General features: G+C 70.0%; 20 protein-coding genes and 1 riboswitch. Of the genes, 10 read left to right on the top strand and 10 right to left on the bottom strand.

Annotated elements, in window-relative coordinates; translation table 11 throughout:
• The first annotated feature begins 111 nt into the window (after positions 1-111).
• The 4 genes from EL493_RS01095 to EL493_RS01110 are packed head-to-tail and all read left to right on the top strand — an operon-like array spanning position 112 to position 3,287.
• Entirely contained in the window at positions 112-738 is a 627-nt protein-coding gene (locus tag EL493_RS01095; protein WP_019049592.1) for an FMN-dependent NADH-azoreductase, read from the top strand.
• Entirely contained in the window at positions 716-1,900 is a 1,185-nt protein-coding gene (locus tag EL493_RS01100; RefSeq protein WP_019049593.1) for an MFS transporter, read from the top strand. The genes EL493_RS01095 and EL493_RS01100 overlap by 23 nt, the downstream gene beginning before the upstream one ends.
• A gap of 39 nt (positions 1,901-1,939) precedes the next feature.
• Positions 1,940-2,446 carry a DUF5063 domain-containing protein gene (locus EL493_RS01105; RefSeq protein WP_019049594.1) on the top strand — a complete coding sequence of 169 codons (507 nt, stop codon included), beginning with the start codon at positions 1,940-1,942 and terminating at the stop codon, positions 2,444-2,446.
• 25 nt (positions 2,447-2,471) lie between these two features.
• Positions 2,472-3,287 (top strand): DUF4265 domain-containing protein, encoded by an 816-nt coding sequence (locus EL493_RS01110; RefSeq protein ID WP_052023872.1) that lies wholly within the window; start codon positions 2,472-2,474, stop codon positions 3,285-3,287.
• 1 nt (position 3,288) lies between these two features.
• Here EL493_RS01110 and EL493_RS01115 read toward each other — a convergent pair whose 3' ends face one another.
• From EL493_RS01115 to EL493_RS01125, 3 genes are read right to left on the bottom strand one after another with little or no spacing between them, the layout of a single operon-like run.
• Positions 3,289-3,972, bottom strand: coding sequence for a type 1 glutamine amidotransferase domain-containing protein (locus EL493_RS01115; protein ID WP_019049596.1), 684 nt, complete (start codon positions 3,970-3,972; stop codon positions 3,289-3,291).
• Between the two features lie 50 nt (positions 3,973-4,022).
• Complete coding sequence (locus tag EL493_RS01120) at positions 4,023-5,603, bottom strand: succinic semialdehyde dehydrogenase (protein ID WP_019049597.1); 1,581 nt, start codon at positions 5,601-5,603, stop codon at positions 4,023-4,025.
• On the bottom strand, positions 5,600-6,529 hold the full coding sequence (locus EL493_RS01125; RefSeq protein WP_019049598.1) for an acetoacetate decarboxylase family protein: 930 nt from the start codon (positions 6,527-6,529) through the stop codon (positions 5,600-5,602). Before EL493_RS01125 ends, EL493_RS01120 begins: the two co-directional genes overlap by 4 nt.
• 175 nt (positions 6,530-6,704) lie before the next feature.
• On the opposite strand from EL493_RS01125, the gene EL493_RS01130 reads away from it, so the two are divergent.
• From EL493_RS01130 to EL493_RS01140, 3 genes are all read left to right on the top strand, one after another.
• Positions 6,705-7,958: an NADH:flavin oxidoreductase/NADH oxidase family protein gene (locus tag EL493_RS01130; RefSeq protein WP_022566143.1), complete on the top strand. Its 1,254-nt coding sequence runs from the start codon at positions 6,705-6,707 to the stop codon at positions 7,956-7,958.
• Between the two features lie 79 nt (positions 7,959-8,037).
• The gene (locus EL493_RS01135) at positions 8,038-8,406 is read left to right on the top strand and encodes a type II toxin-antitoxin system RelE/ParE family toxin (protein ID WP_036835380.1); all 369 of its coding nucleotides are present in this window, start codon (positions 8,038-8,040) and stop codon (positions 8,404-8,406) included.
• Entirely contained in the window at positions 8,403-8,735 is a 333-nt protein-coding gene (locus EL493_RS01140; RefSeq protein WP_019049601.1) for a helix-turn-helix domain-containing protein, read from the top strand. Before EL493_RS01135 ends, EL493_RS01140 begins: the two co-directional genes overlap by 4 nt.
• 57 nt (positions 8,736-8,792) lie before the next feature.
• On the opposite strand, the gene EL493_RS01145 is transcribed toward EL493_RS01140, so the two are convergent.
• Genes EL493_RS01145 through EL493_RS01155 form a run of 3 tightly spaced genes read right to left on the bottom strand, consistent with a single transcriptional unit; the run spans position 8,793 to position 11,112 of the window.
• A complete protein-coding gene (locus EL493_RS01145; RefSeq protein ID WP_019049602.1) occupies positions 8,793-9,635 on the bottom strand; it encodes a hypothetical protein in 843 nt (280 codons plus the stop codon).
• The gene (locus EL493_RS01150) at positions 9,629-10,339 is read right to left on the bottom strand and encodes an HAD family hydrolase (protein ID WP_019049603.1); all 711 of its coding nucleotides are present in this window, start codon (positions 10,337-10,339) and stop codon (positions 9,629-9,631) included. The genes EL493_RS01145 and EL493_RS01150 overlap by 7 nt, the downstream gene beginning before the upstream one ends.
• Positions 10,336-11,112 carry an AfsA-related hotdog domain-containing protein gene (locus EL493_RS01155; protein ID WP_022566141.1) on the bottom strand — a complete coding sequence of 259 codons (777 nt, stop codon included), beginning with the start codon at positions 11,110-11,112 and terminating at the stop codon, positions 10,336-10,338. Before EL493_RS01155 ends, EL493_RS01150 begins: the two co-directional genes overlap by 4 nt.
• A gap of 13 nt (positions 11,113-11,125) precedes the next feature.
• Positions 11,126-11,243: riboswitch (SAM riboswitch) on the bottom strand.
• A 144-nt stretch (positions 11,244-11,387) separates the two neighbouring features.
• On the opposite strand from EL493_RS01155, the gene EL493_RS01160 reads away from it, so the two are divergent.
• Positions 11,388-11,840 carry an SRPBCC family protein gene (locus EL493_RS01160; protein WP_019049605.1) on the top strand — a complete coding sequence of 151 codons (453 nt, stop codon included), beginning with the start codon at positions 11,388-11,390 and terminating at the stop codon, positions 11,838-11,840.
• A gap of 60 nt (positions 11,841-11,900) precedes the next feature.
• Here EL493_RS01160 and EL493_RS01165 read toward each other — a convergent pair whose 3' ends face one another.
• On the bottom strand, positions 11,901-12,350 hold the full coding sequence (locus EL493_RS01165) for a MarR family winged helix-turn-helix transcriptional regulator (RefSeq protein ID WP_022566140.1): 450 nt from the start codon (positions 12,348-12,350) through the stop codon (positions 11,901-11,903).
• 114 nt (positions 12,351-12,464) lie between these two features.
• Between EL493_RS01165 and EL493_RS01170 the strand changes: the two genes are divergently transcribed.
• Complete coding sequence (locus tag EL493_RS01170; RefSeq protein WP_019049607.1) at positions 12,465-13,427, top strand: SMP-30/gluconolactonase/LRE family protein; 963 nt, start codon at positions 12,465-12,467, stop codon at positions 13,425-13,427.
• A gap of 4 nt (positions 13,428-13,431) precedes the next feature.
• On the opposite strand, the gene EL493_RS01175 is transcribed toward EL493_RS01170, so the two are convergent.
• The 3 genes from EL493_RS01175 to EL493_RS01185 all read right to left on the bottom strand — a co-directional run bounded on the left by EL493_RS01175 (position 13,432) and on the right by EL493_RS01185 (position 15,254).
• Entirely contained in the window at positions 13,432-14,199 is a 768-nt protein-coding gene (locus EL493_RS01175; protein WP_019049608.1) for an alpha/beta fold hydrolase, read from the bottom strand.
• Between the two features lie 34 nt (positions 14,200-14,233).
• A complete protein-coding gene (locus tag EL493_RS01180) occupies positions 14,234-14,785 on the bottom strand; it encodes a molybdopterin-dependent oxidoreductase (protein WP_197724361.1) in 552 nt (183 codons plus the stop codon).
• A gap of 97 nt (positions 14,786-14,882) precedes the next feature.
• On the bottom strand, positions 14,883-15,254 hold the full coding sequence (locus tag EL493_RS01185) for a DUF2867 domain-containing protein (protein WP_019049610.1): 372 nt from the start codon (positions 15,252-15,254) through the stop codon (positions 14,883-14,885).
• A 54-nt stretch (positions 15,255-15,308) separates the two neighbouring features.
• On the opposite strand from EL493_RS01185, the gene EL493_RS01190 reads away from it, so the two are divergent.
• Positions 15,309-15,881 (top strand): TetR/AcrR family transcriptional regulator, encoded by a 573-nt coding sequence (locus tag EL493_RS01190; protein WP_019049611.1) that lies wholly within the window; start codon positions 15,309-15,311, stop codon positions 15,879-15,881.

Here is a 15,881-nt window from a genome sequence, read left to right on the forward strand (position 1 = left end):
GACGTTGTTGCGATCAGCTCGAGACAAATCGCGGCGCGGCACCGCCCGGTATCGGCGCACCGTGCGACAAATCATTGTCGGGCGCGCACCTCGCCCGGTACTGCTATTCCCATGACCACTCTGCTGCACATCAATGCCTCCGCGCGTGGGGAATTCAGCCAATCTCGCGCCATCGCACAGACTTTCATCGACACACTCGTCGCCCGCGATCCCGCGCTGCGGGTCGACACCCTCGATTTGTTCGAGGCCGGGCTGCCCGAATTCGGCACCGACGCGGCCGCGGCGAAACTGGCCGTGTTCACCGGATCGGAACAGACACCGGAACAGGTCGCGGCCTGGGAGCAGGCGCGCACCGTCTTCGACCGGTTCGCCGCCGCCGATCTCTATGTCGTCAACATCCCGATCTGGAACCACGGGGTGCCCTACATCCTCAAGCAGTACGTCGACATCGTCACCCAGCCCGGCTGGGCCTTCGCCTTCGATCCCGAGGTGGGCTACAGCGGACTGCTCGAGGGCAAGCGGGCGGTCACCGTGTACACCAGCGGCGTGCACCAGCCGGGCGTGCCGATCCAGTTCGGCAACGACTTCGCCACCCCGTTCGTGCAGGACTGGCTGCGGTTCGTCGGGGTGAAGGACGTGGCCGAGATCCGGTTCGCGCCGACCGTGCTGACCGAGGACCCGCAGGTGGGTTTCGCCGCGGCGCAGGAACGTGCGCGTGAGCTCGCCGGCGACTACTGAGACCTGGGCGCCGACCGGCCGCACGGTCGCCACGATCTGCGCGGTCGGGATTCTCGTCGTCGGCCAGCTCTACGTGGTGCTGCCGGTGCTGGGCGAGCTGGCCGCGGGGTGGGGTACCTCCCGCACCGCGGCCACCTGGACCACCACCGCGTTCGGGCTGGCCTACGGCGCCGGGTTCCTGATCACCGGGCCGCTGTCGGATCGGTGGGGACGCAGGCCGGTGATCGTGGGCGGGCTCGCGGCGACCACGGTCTCCACACTGGTGGTGATCGCCGCGCCGACGCTCGGCGCCGGTCTGGCCGCCCGGGTGGCGCAGGGGCTCACCGCGTCGTTCTTCGCCCCGGCGGCCTTCGCCTACCTGGCCGAACGGATCGCGCCCGCGCGCCGCGTCTTCGCGCTGACCTGCCTGACCAGTTCGTTCCTCGCGGCGGGCGTGGTCGCGCAGGTACTGGCCCAGCTCGTCGACGGCGCGTTCGGCTGGCGGGCGGTCTTCGCCCTCGGCGCGGCGGGTTTCGCGGTCTCGGCGGTGGTGCTGCTGTTCGTGCTGGAACCGGGCAGGCCCGCGGCCGCGGCCTCGGCGGGCTCGGTCTTCACCGCCTTCGCGGCGCTGCTGCGCACCCCACGGCTGGTCCTGCTCTACCTGAGTTGCCTCGCGGTGCTCGGCTCGTTCGTCGGTATCTACACCGGCGTCCAGCTGACGCCACCCCACGGCATCGGCGCCGGCAGCACCGCGCTGCTCGTCCTGCGCGCCAGTGCGATTCCGGCCATGATCGCCGTCCCCGTGCTGGCCAACCGGCTGGCGGTGCTCGCGCCGGAGGCGCGGCTGATCAGCGCGTTGTCGGTGGCGGGTGGGTCGGTCGCGCTCACCGCCGTCCCGCTCGGCGGATTGTGGGTCGGTACCTGGCTTTTCGTGTTCGTCGCCGCCGTGGCCGTCGCCGCGCCCGCGGCGGTGCAGGCCATCGCCGCGCAGGCGGGTGCGGCCAGGGGCGCCGCCACCGCGCTGTACACCTTCGCGCTGTTCCTCGGGGCGAGCGCGGGGCCGCAGCTGGCGAATCTGGTCGCGGGTCGCGGCTTCACCGCCGTGGCGCTGGCCATCGCCGCGCTGGGTGTCGCCGGGGCCGCGCTGGCCTTCGCGTCGACCCGCGTCGACGGGCCACGGTAAGGGGTTGCCCGGGCCGGGCACGGCGACCATCCTTACCGGATGAGCAGCAGGCCGGCGGAGATCGAGGCGTTCGTGGCATCGGCGCGCGCGTACTGCGCGGTCGTCGAAGGACTCGACGACGAGTGGGAACCGGCGGCACTGGCACGCGCGATCGTGCCGGTGCTGGCGGATCTCGTCGCCGCGGGCTGCGCGCTGCCCAGGGTGGAGGCCACCTCGACCTCGGTCCCGGACTTCATCGACCACGAGCGGTGGTATCGGCAGTTCACCCGCCTGAGCCAGGTGTTCGGCCGCGCCGACGTCTACTGGTCCAACCTGGACCTGACCGACCCGGCCACCGCCCAGGCCGGTGCCGGTTCGCTGGCCGACGACCTCACCGACATCTGGCGCGACCTGCGCCAGGGTCTCGATGCCATCGATACCGGTTCGGATTGGCACGATGTGGTGTTCGAATGGCGGCTGTCGTTTCTCGCGCACTGGGGCAGGCACGCGGTCGAGGCGCTGCGGCCCCTGCACGCGGCGCTGCGCGCGGACCTGTACCAGCGGTAGCCGCCCGCCTGGCATGCTCTCCGGCATGAACGACGACGACATCGACTACGTGCGAGTGGTGTTCCGGCTGCCGGACGATCCCTCGGGCTGGCATGCGTTCGGCACCGAGCGGATGTGGGCGGTGCGGGTCGGCGAGTCGCGAGTCCGGTTGGACAACATCCCCTTTCACGCGCGCGATGTCGCCTGCGGTGATGTCGTCGCGGTCACCGCGGACGATGAGGGGACGCTGTGGGCGGGTGAGGTGGTCGAGCCGTCGGGGGCCTGCACCATCCGGGTCATCCCGGCCGAGGGCTGCCTGCGGGCCGAGGTGCGTCAAGCCGTGCTCGACGCGTTCGAGCCGCTCGGCGTCGACGGTGAGGGCAGCCGGATGGGACTGGTCGCGCTGAACGTGCCTGCGGGCAGCGATCTCGAAGAGGTCAGGGCCACCCTCGCCCAGGGCAGGGCCGACGGCCTGTGGTGCTACGACCTCGGCGCGGTCACCGAACAGTGGCGTGCCGCGGGACCCGCTCTCGCCGAGGATAATCCGAGTGATCCGCCGCCGGAGGCGTACGGGCTGGCCTTCCCCGAAGACCTCGCCGCGTGCGTCTACAACACCGTGGCGAGCGGGGAACGGCCCGCGCTGGTCGTGGTCCACGACGCCGACGGCGACTGGATCATCGGCGACGGTTCCGACGAGCCGCTCGACCCGGCGACCGCGTCGCTGCTGCACATCCAGCACGTGCTCGACAACGACTCCGCCGTCGCCGAACTGGCCGCGCTGCCACCGGGCAAGATCGCCTGGCGCGACCAGCCCGCCGACCCGTGGACCATCGAGGACTTCGCCTATCCCGACGAGGAGTAGGTCACAGCAGCGCGGCGACCTTCTTCGCGGTCTTCTTGGCCGAGCCCGGGTTCTGTCCGGTCACCAAATTGCCGTCGACCACCGCGTAGGAGACGAAGGGCAGCAACGCCTTCTCGTAGTGGGCGCCACGCTTCTTGACCTCCTCCTCGGCGTTGTAGGGCACGAGCTTGTCCACCCGCGCCAGTACCTCCTCCTGCCAGGCGAATCCGGTGAGCTTGCGCCCGGCGACCAGGTAGGAACCGTCGGACAGCTTGGTGTTGAGCAGGCCGCAGTACCCGTGGCAGACCGAGGACACGATGCCGCCGCGTTCGAAGATCTCGCGGGTGATGCGTTGCAGGCCTTCGCTGTCGGGGAAGTCGTACATCACCGCGTGCCCGCCGGTGAAGTAGATGGCGTCGTAGTCGGCGGAGTCGATGTCGGCCGGGGCGGCGGTGTTCGCCAGCAGCGCCATCCGGGCCGGATCGGCGCGCCAGGCCTTGGCCGTCTTGTCGTAGCTGGGGAACTCGAGCGAGCGCGGTTCCAGCGGCACGGCGCCGCCGGCCGGGCTGACCAGGGTCTGCTCGAAGCCGTGCTCGGCGAAGACGTGCCAGGCGTGGGTGAGCTCGGACAACCACAGCCCGGTCTCGTGCGACGGATCATCGTAGTGTCCGACATTGGTGACGACGTTCAAGATGCGCTTGGTCATGCGTGCTCTTCCTTCGTGCGTCGTTGGTGCAGGTCAGGCGGCCGTGCTACTCAGTGTGCGCCCACCAGCTTCAGGGTGCGCAGGGCGAGGGTCATGATCCGCGACCAGCGCTCGTGGCTCACGCCGCGCGGCGGGCTGAACCCTCGCAGCCGCTGCTGGGCGACGGTCTGCGCCTCGGTGTACTTCAGCAGCCCGTCGGCGCCGTGCCGACGGCCGAGACCGGAGTCGCCCATGCCGCCCATCGGCGCGTCGACACTGCCCCACGCGGCGGCGAAGGCCTCGTTCACATTGACCGTGCCCGCGTGCAAGCGCGCCGCGACCGCCCGGCCCTTGGCACCGTCGCGGGACCAGACGCTGGCATTGAGCCCGTAGGTGGTGTCGTTGGCCAGCGCGATGGCCTCCTCGACATCGCGGTACGGGTAGATCGACACCACCGGGCCGAAGGTCTCCTGGGCGAACAGGGTCATCTCCGGAGTGACGTCGGTCAGGATGGTCGGCTCGTGGAACAGCGGGCCCAGATCCGGACGCGCCTTGCCGCCCGCCAGGACGGTCGCGCCCTTGGCGACGGCGTCGGCGATGTGCGCGGTGACGGTCGCCAGCTGCGCGGTATTGGTCAGCGAGCCCACGTCGACGGAGAAGTCGTAGGCCGCGCCGAGGCGCAGCTTCCCGGTGCGCTCGACGAAGGCCGCCACGAACTCGTCGCGGATCTCCTCGGCCACATACAGCCGCTCGATCGACACGCACAGCTGACCCGCCGACGGGAAGCACGCGGCGACGGCGCCGTCGGCGGCGCGCGCGATATCGGCGTCGGCGAGCACCACCATGGCGTTCTTGCCGCCGAGCTCGAGCGAGGCGCCGATCAGCCGCTCCCCCGCGTCGCGGGCGATCCGCCGTCCGCTGGCGGTGGAGCCGGTGAACATCAGGTAGTCGCCACCGGCGATGAGGGCGTCGCCGATCGAGCTGCCCCGGCCGACCACCATCTGCCAGACGTCGGCGGGCAGACCCGCCTCGCGCATCAGGTCCAGGGCCCACAGCGCGGTCAGCGCGGTCTGCGTGTCCGGCTTCTGCACCACGGCATTACCGGCCATCAGCGCCGGGATGGCGTCGCCGGCGGCCATGCTGAGCGGATAGTTCCACGGCGAGATCACCGTGACCACACCCTTCGGGTGACGCAGCTCGGTGGTGTGGGTCAGCACCGGGATGGCGCCGCGCCGCCGCCTCGGCGCGAGCAGGCGCGCTGCGGTGCGGGCGTAGTAGCGGGCGGTGATGGCGATGTCGGTGACCTCGAGGAAGGCGTCGCGGCGGGTCTTGCCGCTCTCGGCCTGCATCAGGTCGAGCGCTTCGTTCCTGCGGTCGAGCACCAGATCGTGGAACCGCAACAGGATTCGCTCGCGCTCCTCGACGGGGACCTGGGCCCAGCGGAGCTGTGCCCGCCGCGCGCGGGCGAACGCCTCGGCGACATCCGCGGGTGTGGAGACCGGGAACTCGGCGAGCGCGAGCCCGGTGTACGGGGCCGTCGTCGTGGCGCGGGCCGCGTCCGGCGCGGCCGCGACGAGCGAGGTCAGCCGATCGACGACAGCGCCGGTGATGGTGGCGGGCAGGCCCGCGCCGCGGACTTCGATGGTGGTCATCGCCGACCTCCGCCGGGGTTGCGCACCGAGGTGGGGACGGGCATGTGCAGGGCGTTCTGGCCCTCGGTCATGACGTCGAGCTGGATGGTCCGCATCGGCTTCAGCGAGCGGATGTCGTCGGCGACCCGGCCGGTGCCGAGCTGGAGCTCGATGCCGCGGGGCAGCCGGGCGGTGCCGGTCGCCAGCGCGTTGGTCTGGCTCAGTGTCGAATGCCAGGCGCCGCCGATGGTGGTGTAGGAGGTCAGGCTCGAAACCCGTTCGCCCGAGGCGTGTTCGGTCTGGCGCGGGGTGCGGGCCGAGAAGCTCACGTCGGTGCCGCCGTCGGCATTGCGGACCAGGGCGCTGGTGCGCTGCGCGTCGATGTCGACGTCGATGCCGGTGACCCACTTGGGGAAGCCGTAGCCGTCGTGGCCGCGCACCTGGGCGATGTCGCTGGTGACGGGCAGCGAGAGCACGTAGGAGTACAGGTGCTCGTTCTTCAATCCGGCGAGCAGGTCGACGAGCCCGAGCCCGCCGTGCCGGGCCGGCTTGACCGCGATACCCACGGCGGCCTCGGTGTAGAAGTCGATGTCGCACACGTCGTAGCGGAAGAACATCACCGAGACCAGGCCGAGGCCCGGCGCCGGCTCGAGCGGATCCAGCTCCCGCGGCAGCCGGGAGCGGATCGCCTTGGCCGGGGCGAGCATCGTCAGGCGCGCGGTCGAGATCCGGTAGTAGAAGTTCGGCGTCCAGGTGGGGCCGATGGGTGAGTCGACCCGCGCTTTGGGCAGCCGCCGGAAGAAGTCGACGCCGGGCACCCGTGGGTCGGCAGCGACCGCGTCCAGGTCGGTGTCCATCCGGTAGCGGTCGTACAGGCCGCCCTTCGGCACCTCGACCGCGCGGCCGCCCAGGTCGACTGTGACCGACTCCTGCATGGTCGGAGCCATGCGCACCTCCTGAATGTTTACGTTGCTTACATCGGCGAGCGTAGGCCCACATGTAAGCGCTGTCAACACCTGCGGATCGGCGTGACGACAGCCACCCCTCAATCAAGTTGACACCGCTAACACTCGTTCCCAGGCTCATGTAAGCAACGTCAACATACCGTGTTCAGGAGCAGCGATGTCATCCACAGTTCTCTCGTCACCGGTCTTCACGCCGTTCACACTTCCCAACGGCGCCGTCCTGCCGAATCGGCTCGCCAAGGCGGCCATGGAGGAGAACATGGCCGCGCCGGGGCAGCTGCCCGATGCCTCGCTTTTCCGCCTCTACCAGCGATGGAGCGAGGGCGGGGTGGGCCTGATCATCACCGGCAACGTCATGGTGCACGCGCAGGCACTGACCGGGCCGGGTGGTGTCGTCCTCGACGCGGAGTCGCCGCTGGAGCCGTTCCGCGAGTGGGCCGCCGCGGCCAAGAGCGGTGGGTCGCGGGTGTGGATGCAGATCAACCATCCCGGCAGGCAGGTGCGGGCCGACATGCCGGGCGTGGCGTGGGGGCCGTCGGCGATTCGCGTCGATGTCGGCAAGAACAGCAAGATGTTCGCCGAGCCGGACGAGATGACGGCCCAGCAGATCATGGCGACGGTGGAACGCTTCGCGGTGACGGCGCGGCGGGCCGAGGAGGCCGGATTCGACGGTGTCGAGGTGCATGCCGCGCACGGCTATCTGCTCTCACAGTTCCTGTCACCGCTGGCCAATCGGCGTACCGACCGATGGGGCGGCAGCCTGGAGAACCGGGCGCGGCTGCTGCTCGACATCGTGGCCGCGGTGCGCGCGGCGGTGTCGCCCGGCTTCGCCGTCGCGGTGAAGCTGAATTCGGCCGACTTCCAGCGCGGCGGGTTCGACGCCGACGACGCCGCGACCGTCATCGGACTGCTGGCCCCGCTGGGTGTCGACGTCGTCGAACTCTCCGGCGGCAGTTACGAAGCGCCCGCCATGACCGGCCAGGCCGGCGACGAGCGGTCCCGCAGCCGCGAGGCCTATTTCCTCACCCTCGCCGAGGAACTGGCCGCGACCAGCCCCGTGCCGCTGATGCTCACCGGCGGCGTGGTCCGCCGTCCGGTCGCCGAGGAAGTCCTGGCGGGCGGCGTCGAACTGGTCGGCATGGGCAGCGCCTTGGCCGTCGACCCCGACCTCCCCAACACCTGGCGCCGAGACCCCACCGCCCGGATCACCCTCCCCCCGGTCACCATCGCCGACAAAGCCGTCGCCTCCGCGGCGAGCATGGCCCGCATCCGCAGGCAACTGCGCCGCCTCGGCGCGGGCCGCCCCACCCGCCCCACCATCAACCCCAAACTCGCCCTCCTACAGGAAACCCTCCTCCAACGCCGAGCCCTCCGCCACTACCGAACCTGGCTCGCCACTCGCTCCTCCTGATCCACGATCGACGGCAGCAGGAACCGAACACAGCGCAGGGCAGGTGCAGCAATATGACAATTTGGTTATACTGAGCCAGGTGACCTGGGAGATTGTCCTGCATCCGGAGGTGGAGTCATGGTTCTTGGCAATCTGCGGCACGGACCCCGAGACGGGTGACCTGATCGAGCGGGCAATCGATCACCTCGCATCGGAAGGACCGAGCCTGGGCCGACCGCTGGTCGACCGCATCAAAGGCAGCCGATATCACAATATGAAGGAGTTACGGCCGGCCTCGACCGGCACGACCGAGGTCCGGATACTGTTCGCCTTCGACCCCGCCCGTGCCGCTGCGATGCTGGTGGCCGGGGACAAATCCAATTTCTGGCAGGGTTGGTACAGCGAGGCGATACCGCTGGCCGACAAACGCTTCACCGAGCACCTGGAAGCGTTGAAGGAGCAGTCATGAGCACCGAATTCAGCAAGTGGACCGACGTCAAAGCCAGGGCCCGGCAGCAGGATCCGAGGTCGGAAGCGGAGCAGACGGCAGGCGCGCTTCGCGCGGACGAGCGCCACGAGTCGTACCTGCGCGGACATCAGCTCGCGGAAATTCGCAAAGCCATGGGAATGACCCAGGTGGCGCTCGCCGAAGCCCTCGGAGTCACACAGGCACGGGTGTCGAAGATCGAGCGAGGCGAGATCTCGGGGATAGACGCGATTCGGGCGTATGTGACCGCACTCGGCGGATCGGTCGATGTGGTCGTGCGGCTTGGCGATCGGACCTGGAACGTAGCCTGATTCAGCAGCCGGCGGCCGGGCTCGACGGAGACTGACCATCTCGAGCCCGGCCGACGACTATGCGTGGGTGTGGAGATCGTCGAAGGTGGGGGTGGGGAGTTTGAGTTGGGCGTGGATGTCGGCGCCGAGGCCGAAGTGGCCGATGGCGCCGCCGTAGTTCTGCTGGTAGCTCTGCCAGAGGACGACCACGCTGATGATGCGGTTGGCGTCGGGGAGGGTGGGGTCGGGGAAGGGGTTGGGGAGGGTGGCCCGGTAGGTGGCGGTGCCGTCGGGGGCGGTGATGAAGACGTTGGGGACGCCGAGGGGGCCGGGGCGGGTGGGGGACGTGGGGTTCAGGTCGCCCGAGCGCAGGGACATGACGGTGTAGAGGGAGTCGGGAATCAATCCGCTGAATTCGAAGTGGAATTCGCCGTGGCGTTCATCGTCGGTGACCGAGACCTCGACCGTGCCGCGGGCCTGGAGCCACTGACCGAGGGTGACCGGCGCGGTGAGTTTGCGGCCGTCCTCGGGGCGCAGATCCGGGATCGGCACCTCGTGGAAGGCGTAGCTCGGGCGGACCACCTCGGCGGCGTTCGGCAGCTGATCCGGGGCGAACACCATCGGATAGTTGTGGGCGGGCAGCGGGAGCGGCAGCGTGTGCAGCACGATGTTCGCGTCCTCGTCCGAAAGCTCTTCGGGTAGTTCGCGAATCACCGTGTACGGCAGATTCTCGCCGAACGGTGGCAACGGAGTGTCCGCCGCGACGACGGCACGTCCCCAGCGTCGCGTCACCGTACCGTCGGGCCCGGTTTCGTTGAGGAAACCGACGACCAGGAAATTGCCGTCGGCGTCCACGATCTCGCTGGGCGGATACAGCGGACCCTGTGTGGTGGGGGTGAGGTCGTAGCGCCGCTTCACCACGCGGACACCACCTTTCGATCGTCGGACAGCTCGGTGCCGTCGGCGGAACCGATCCGGTCGCCGAGCCTGCGCCAGGCAGGGGTGGCGGCGGCGACCAGGTGCGGGTCGTCCCCGCGATGGAACGGATGCGCGACGATCCACAGGAACGGCAGGTCGGTGCCGTGGTCGCCGTAGCCCCAGGTGTTGTCGGGGCTGATGCCGTGCTCGCGCAGAAAGGCCACCACCGCTTCGCCTTTCGCGTCGCCGATCATGGGCCTGCGCACCTCGCCGGTGAGCACGCCGTTCGCGTCGAGCACCGGTTCGGTGGCGATGACATGATCCGCGCCGACCGCCGCGGCCACCGGCGCGATCGCGGGCGCGAACGACCCCGACAGCAGGACCGTGCGCACCCCCGAAGCCCGGTGCGCCCGCAGCGCGTCCAGCGTGTCGAGGTAGAAGGCCGCCCCGCCGGCGGCGAACGCGTCGAACCAGCGCTGCCCCGACTCCACCAGTTCGGTGTGGCGCACCCCCTGATAGACGCGGTAGTAGTGCCGATTGATCTCCTCGCGCGGCACGCCCGCCGCCGCGCGTTCCTTGATCTCGTCGGTGACGCGCGCGTACTCGGTGCCGTCGTCGCCGTGCTCGGCGAGCCAGTGCCGCAGGAACGCGAACATGCTCTTGACGGTGATCAGCGTCTCGTCGACGTCGAAGAACGCCGCGCTCATGCCCGTGCCGCCAGATACGCGGTGACCGCCTTGGCCGCCTTGGCGCGTTCGATCCCGGCGATGCGCTCGTTGGGCAGCGCGCTGAACTCGATCCGCGAGGTGGCCACGGGCTTGTCGAACTGGCGCACCTCGGTCTCGATGACGAACTGCAGCTTGCCCGGATCGTCCACCGACACCGGTGTCAGCCGGGCGTGCAGGGTCGCGGGCAGCGGGAACAGGAACGAGGTGAACCGCAGGTCGACGGTGTTCCACACGATGTAGAAGTGCTCCTGCGGGCTGCGCACGCCGTACTCGAGTTCGAACGCCGCCAGGAACAGCTGGCGCACCGCCTCGATCACCACGATGCCCTGCACGTGCTCGCCGGTCTGGTGGTCGAGCAGCAGTTCGTTGTCGCTGTCCAGGCGCAGGTCGGCGTGGAAGATGTTCTCCTGTTCCCTGGTGAGCCCGGCCAGCAGCACATTGGAGTGCTGGTACTTGTGCACGTGGTGCCTGCGCGCGGGCTCGGCGATCTCGCCGATCACCCGCACCGGGACCGTCGCGGTGTGCGCGACGTGCTCGACATAGTCGAGGTCGTGGCGGGTGATGCCCTGCCCGAGGTGCACGGTCAGCTCCCGGCCCGCGAAGCGGCCGCTGCGCAGGAGGGCGACGAGGCCCGACACGGTGTGCACCCGGTCGTCCGCGGAGATACCGAGGAAACGGTCGGCCACCACGACGAACGTGGTCGCCACCGTTTCCGGGGCACGGGTGATGGAGTCGAGCTGAACTACAGACATGGTGAACCCTCCGAAAGGACGCTTATGGCGGTGGAGACTCCCCCCGCCATCCGGTCGTCACCCGGAGCACCCCGCCGTCGATGGAGGGTTGCCGCCCAGCAAGCCGGGGCTCAAAGCTGGAACTCGTGACCGTGCATCGAAAGTTATTCGGCGGCAAATCTTTTGAACAGTATTGCGACCAGGTTGCGAAAAATCCGACCACAGGTGGAGGATGCCCTGGTCGCGGATGCCTATGCTGTGCGTGACAGAACGTCACACGCATCCCGGAGGCACCGTTGCCGAACAATCTCGAAGCCAGCATCGACATCGCCGCAGCGCCGGAGAAGGTGTGGTCGATCGTGTCCGACCTGAGCCGCGTCTCGGAGCTGAGCCCGACGACGCTGAAGATGATCGCCCTGGGCGGCGTCCGCGACGGCGCGTTCACCGTCAACGTCAACAAGGTCGGCTGGAAGATCTACCCGACCACCTCGCGCATCGTCAGCTTCGAGCCGAACAAGAGCTTCGCGTTCCGGATGAACGAGAACCGCACGGTGTGGCGCTACGACCTGCAGCCGACCGCCACCGGCACCCGGGTCGTGGAGACCCGCACCGTCGACGCCAAGGGCCTGCCCGGCTGGCTGCGCGGGACCATCAAGGTCGCGATGGGCGGCGAGCAGAAGTTCGAGGCCGACCTGGTCGCGGGTATGCGGGAGACCCTGAGCAAAGTGAAGGCCGCCGCAGAGCGCTGACCCGCGTCGACCAGAGAGCCCGCCGGATGATCCGGCGGGCTCTCGGCGTTTCGGGGCCGGTCAGGCCAGGTCCTGCCGGATCTCGTCGAGCGCCTCGGCGGCGCGGGTGAGCAGCGCGGTCACCGCCGCGAGTTCGTCCGCGGTGAAGCGGGCGGCGAGCTCACGTTCCACCGCGATCGCGCGGACGTCGGCCGCCTCGGTGACCTCCCGGCCCGCCTCGGTGAGCCGGGTCTCGAGCACGTTGCGGTGCCACTCGTGCGGCGTGCGCTCGATCAGGCCGCGGTCCTGGAGGTTGCTCAGGACGGTGTTCATGGTCGGTGGGGTCACCCCGGCCAGCCGGGCCAGCGCGGCCGCGGAGATCCCGGGGTTCTCCGAGAGGTGCAGCAGGGCGCTGTACTGCGGAACCGTCAGCCCGGCCGGCTTCAGCGCGGCGTTCTTCGTCGCGATCAGGGCCTGTTCGGCGCGCTTGATATACGTGCCGAGCCTCTCGGCGGCGGGCATGGACGTCATGCACGCATGGTATCCGCCCGTCATCACGTAACAGCCTTGACGATCATTAGAACTCTAATTTACATTTCTGCTCATCGTTTGATGTCTGGCTTTACCTCACTGAGAGGCTTCATCATGATCAGGACCAGTGGATTGCTCGCGCTGGCCGTTGCCTGCCTGAGCGTCACGGCGTGCGGCACCGATGCGCAGGCGCCCACGCTGAGCACCGCCTACGGGCTCCCCGGCGCCGCCGTGTACCCGGAGGGCATCGCCCTCGACGCGCGCACCGGGGACACCTTCGTCGGGTCCTTCGCCGACGGCTCGGTGTACCGGGCCGCCGTGGGCGCCGGCGAGGCCGAGGTGTTCCTGCCCGCCGGGGCCGACGGGCGCAAGACCGCCAACGGGCTGCGGGTCGACCAGGCCGGACGCCTGTGGGTGATCGATTCCGGGGTCGGCGTCGCCGTGTACGACACCGGGAGCCGGGCCCTGCTCGCCCGGTTCGAAGTGCCGGGGACGGCCGCGCGCTTCGTCAACGACCTGGACTTCGGCGCCGACGGCAGCGCCTACCTGACCGACAGCGTCCGCAATGTGGTGTACCGGGTCGCCCCGGACCAGCTGGCCACGGGCCGTGGGGAATTGACCGTGGGCTACGACCTCGGCCCGGTCCTCGGACCGCGCGATCCGCAGACCTTCGAGCTGAACGGCATCGTCGCCGACCGGGCCGGCGGCTATCTGCTCGTGGTCGCCATGTCGGCGGGTGAGCTGTACCGGATCGACCTGTCCGGCGCCGACCCGATCCGGAAGGTGACGCTGACCGGCGGCGACGTCCGCCACGGCGACGGGCTGGAACTACGCGACGACACGCTGTGGGTGGTCCACAACACCGACAACGCCATCAGCCGCTGGACGGTCACCGACGGCGGCACCGGCGCCACCAGGGACCGCGACTTCCACGACCCCGCGCTGAACGTCCCCACCACGATGGTGCACGCCGGGGAGCGGGCGCTCATCGTTTCGTCGCAGTTCGACAAGGGTGGACCGCTGGGCGCGGCCGGGACGCCGGGACCGTTCGTGGTGACCGCCGTCGACGGGTTCTGAACCGTCAGGAACCGATGAATTCGGTGAGCACGGCGACGAATTCGTCGGGTTGCTCGACCTGCGGCGCGTGCCCGGCGTGCTCGACGAGATGGGTGCGCGCGCCCGCGGCGGCGAAGCGCGCCAGGGTGGTGGTGCTGTCGTAGAGCGTGTCGTGGCGGCCGTGCACGGCCAGCACCGGCAGGTCCAGCTCGGCCACCCGCTCGTCGAGCGGCCGGGCGGCGAGGTCGTCGGCGCGCGCGCCGGCCGCGTAGGCGAGACCGGCCGGGATGGCGGCGCGGAAGTCGCGGACCAGCGCGTCGGACAGGCCGGGCGCGGACTGGTAGCGGAACCGCGGCGCGAACGTCGTCCGGTTCGCCAGCCGGATCACCAGGCCCGGCGTGACGCGCTGGACCAGCCGCACCGACCACGGGCGGACCACCCACCTGGCCGCCGACGGGATCGCGGCGGGCTGATAATCCGGCGCCTGGCCCACGACCACCACCCGCGCCACCCGCGGCGACACCGCCCCGAGTTCCAGGGCGATCTCCGCACCGAACGAATGCCCCACCACCGTGACCCGCGCCAGCTCCAGCTCGTCGAGCAGCGCGGCCACCGGCGCGGTGCGCGCGGCCGCCGTGAAATCCCCCGCCTGCTCGTGCACGTCGACGCGAATCACCCGGTACTCCCCCGTCAGCCGTTCGGCGACCCCGGCGAACCAGTCGACCGAGCCCGGGATCCCGTGCACGAACACGATCACCGGGCCGTTCCGCGGCCCTTCGTCCAGAAACAGCACCTCTCCAGACTATCGAGACCGGACGGTCCGCTGCTCACCCGCGCACCTCCGCCCGGAACACGGCCCGGACCCGCGCGATCTGCCCCGGCCACACCGCGCGCCAGAACCGGCCCGGCAGGATCCGGCCCCGCTCCTCGCGATCGACCCGGCCACGGGGATGCGAGATGATCCTGGCCTGGCCAGGGTCGTAGGAGCGCAGGAAATCAATCGCGCAGACCTGCTTGACGTTCTTGTACCCGTAATGCGCCGGCGCGACGAGACGCAGCGGCGCGCCGAAGCCGTTCGTGAGCGCCTGCCCGGACAGCCGATCCGCCAGCAGCACGTCATCGGCGAGGGCGTCGGCGAGCAGCATGGTCGCGCCATAGCCGTCGAGGCCGGTGAAGCGGACCCAGCGCGCGGCGGGGTGCGGGCGGACACGCTCGGCCAGCAGGCGGTACACATCAGCGAACCGCACACCCTCCCAGGTCAATCCGAGCGCGGACCAGGTGGTGACGCAATGCAGGTCAGCGGTTTGCGTCCGCCGCTCGCCCGCGCCGAACAGGTCATCGAGGCCGAACTGGGCCGGATGGCGGGCGATCCCGCCCACCGACACCCGATGCCCCGGACCGGAAAGCGCCCGCACTCCACCGAATTGCGGGAGACCGAACGGCTCGTGCGGGCCTGGCCGCTGTCCCGGCGGCAGCTCACCCGGCATGGCGCATCCGTCGCTCGGCGCGGGTCAGCATGCGCGGGACGAGTCGGCGGTGGAACGGGCGGACGACGAAGAAGTACAGCCTGCCGAGGGCATTGCGGTAGCGCACCACCGTGGTGAGGGTGACGCGGGCGTCGACGACGCGGACCGAGGCGACGAATTCGAGCATCGGCATCGTCTGGCCGGTGAGGTGCTCGGTGTCGGAGGCCGCCAGTTCGGGGAAGGCGGTGCGGCCGAAGATCGCCCGGGTCCAGGCGGCCGGGTCGGTGGTGGCGCCGGGTGGGACGGCCACGGAGTAGGCGTCGGTGTAGTCGGGGGCGGCGATGGCCGCGGCGGCGAGGGGCGCCGAGGAAGCGTTCGGCATGGTCAGACCTCCATACTGTCCCGTATGGAATCGACCATACGATAGCGTATGGGAATGCGGCAAGAGGAGAACGCGAAGCCGCGGCTCACAGCCGACGACTGGGCGCGGGCCGCACTCGAGGCGCTCGGCGAAGGCGGGCTGGCCGCGGTGGCGGTGGAACCGCTGGCGAAACGGCTCGGCGCCACCAAGGGCAGCTTCTACTGGCATTTCAAGGATCGCGCCGCGCTGGTCGACGCCGTGCTCGCGCGATGGGAGCAGCACGGAACCCAGGACGTCATCGACGAATTGGACCAGCTACCCGGCCCCGCCGAACGTTTGCAGCAGCTGTTCACCCACGTCATCGACTACGCCGCGCACGGCAGGGAAGATCTGGCGCTGCTCGCCTCGATCGAGCAGCCCGCCGTCGCCGCCGCCATGAGCCGCGTCGCCGAACGCCGGATCGCCTATGTCGCGGCGCAATTGCGGCTGCTCGGCGTCCCCGACCCGCTGGCCCACACCCGGGCGAGCGTGGCCGTCAGCATCTATCACGGCTTCAACCAGCTGGCTCGGATCGCGCCGCGGACCCTGCCCGCCACCGACGAACTGGTCGAAGCGGTCCTCACCCGGCTGCTAGAGCCGCCGCGCTGA

It is taken from the genome of Nocardia asteroides (genome assembly GCF_900637185.1).
Classification (GTDB): domain Bacteria; phylum Actinomycetota; class Actinomycetes; order Mycobacteriales; family Mycobacteriaceae; genus Nocardia; species Nocardia asteroides.

What these genes read in the sequence shown, in the direction of transcription:
- EL493_RS01095 (WP_019049592.1), top strand. Translation starts at nt 112, where the DNA reads ATGACCACTCTGCTGCACATCAATGCCTCCGCGCGTGGGGAATTCAGC.
- EL493_RS01105 (WP_019049594.1), top strand. Translation starts at nt 1,940, where the DNA reads ATGAGCAGCAGGCCGGCGGAGATCGAGGCGTTCGTGGCATCGGCGCGC.
- EL493_RS01110 (WP_052023872.1), top strand. Translation starts at nt 2,472, where the DNA reads ATGAACGACGACGACATCGACTACGTGCGAGTGGTGTTCCGGCTGCCG.
- EL493_RS01115 (WP_019049596.1), bottom strand. Translation starts at nt 3,972, where the DNA reads ATGACCAAGCGCATCTTGAACGTCGTCACCAATGTCGGACACTACGAT.
- EL493_RS01120 (WP_019049597.1), bottom strand. Translation starts at nt 5,603, where the DNA reads ATGACCACCATCGAAGTCCGCGGCGCGGGCCTGCCCGCCACCATCACC.
- EL493_RS01125 (WP_019049598.1), bottom strand. Translation starts at nt 6,529, where the DNA reads ATGGCTCCGACCATGCAGGAGTCGGTCACAGTCGACCTGGGCGGCCGC.
- EL493_RS01130 (WP_022566143.1), top strand. Translation starts at nt 6,705, where the DNA reads ATGTCATCCACAGTTCTCTCGTCACCGGTCTTCACGCCGTTCACACTT.
- EL493_RS01140 (WP_019049601.1), top strand. Translation starts at nt 8,403, where the DNA reads ATGAGCACCGAATTCAGCAAGTGGACCGACGTCAAAGCCAGGGCCCGG.
- EL493_RS01150 (WP_019049603.1), bottom strand. Translation starts at nt 10,339, where the DNA reads ATGAGCGCGGCGTTCTTCGACGTCGACGAGACGCTGATCACCGTCAAG.
- EL493_RS01155 (WP_022566141.1), bottom strand. Translation starts at nt 11,112, where the DNA reads ATGTCTGTAGTTCAGCTCGACTCCATCACCCGTGCCCCGGAAACGGTG.
- EL493_RS01165 (WP_022566140.1), bottom strand. Translation starts at nt 12,350, where the DNA reads ATGACGTCCATGCCCGCCGCCGAGAGGCTCGGCACGTATATCAAGCGC.
- EL493_RS01170 (WP_019049607.1), top strand. Translation starts at nt 12,465, where the DNA reads ATGATCAGGACCAGTGGATTGCTCGCGCTGGCCGTTGCCTGCCTGAGC.
- EL493_RS01185 (WP_019049610.1), bottom strand. Translation starts at nt 15,254, where the DNA reads ATGCCGAACGCTTCCTCGGCGCCCCTCGCCGCCGCGGCCATCGCCGCC.
- EL493_RS01190 (WP_019049611.1), top strand. Translation starts at nt 15,309, where the DNA reads ATGCGGCAAGAGGAGAACGCGAAGCCGCGGCTCACAGCCGACGACTGG.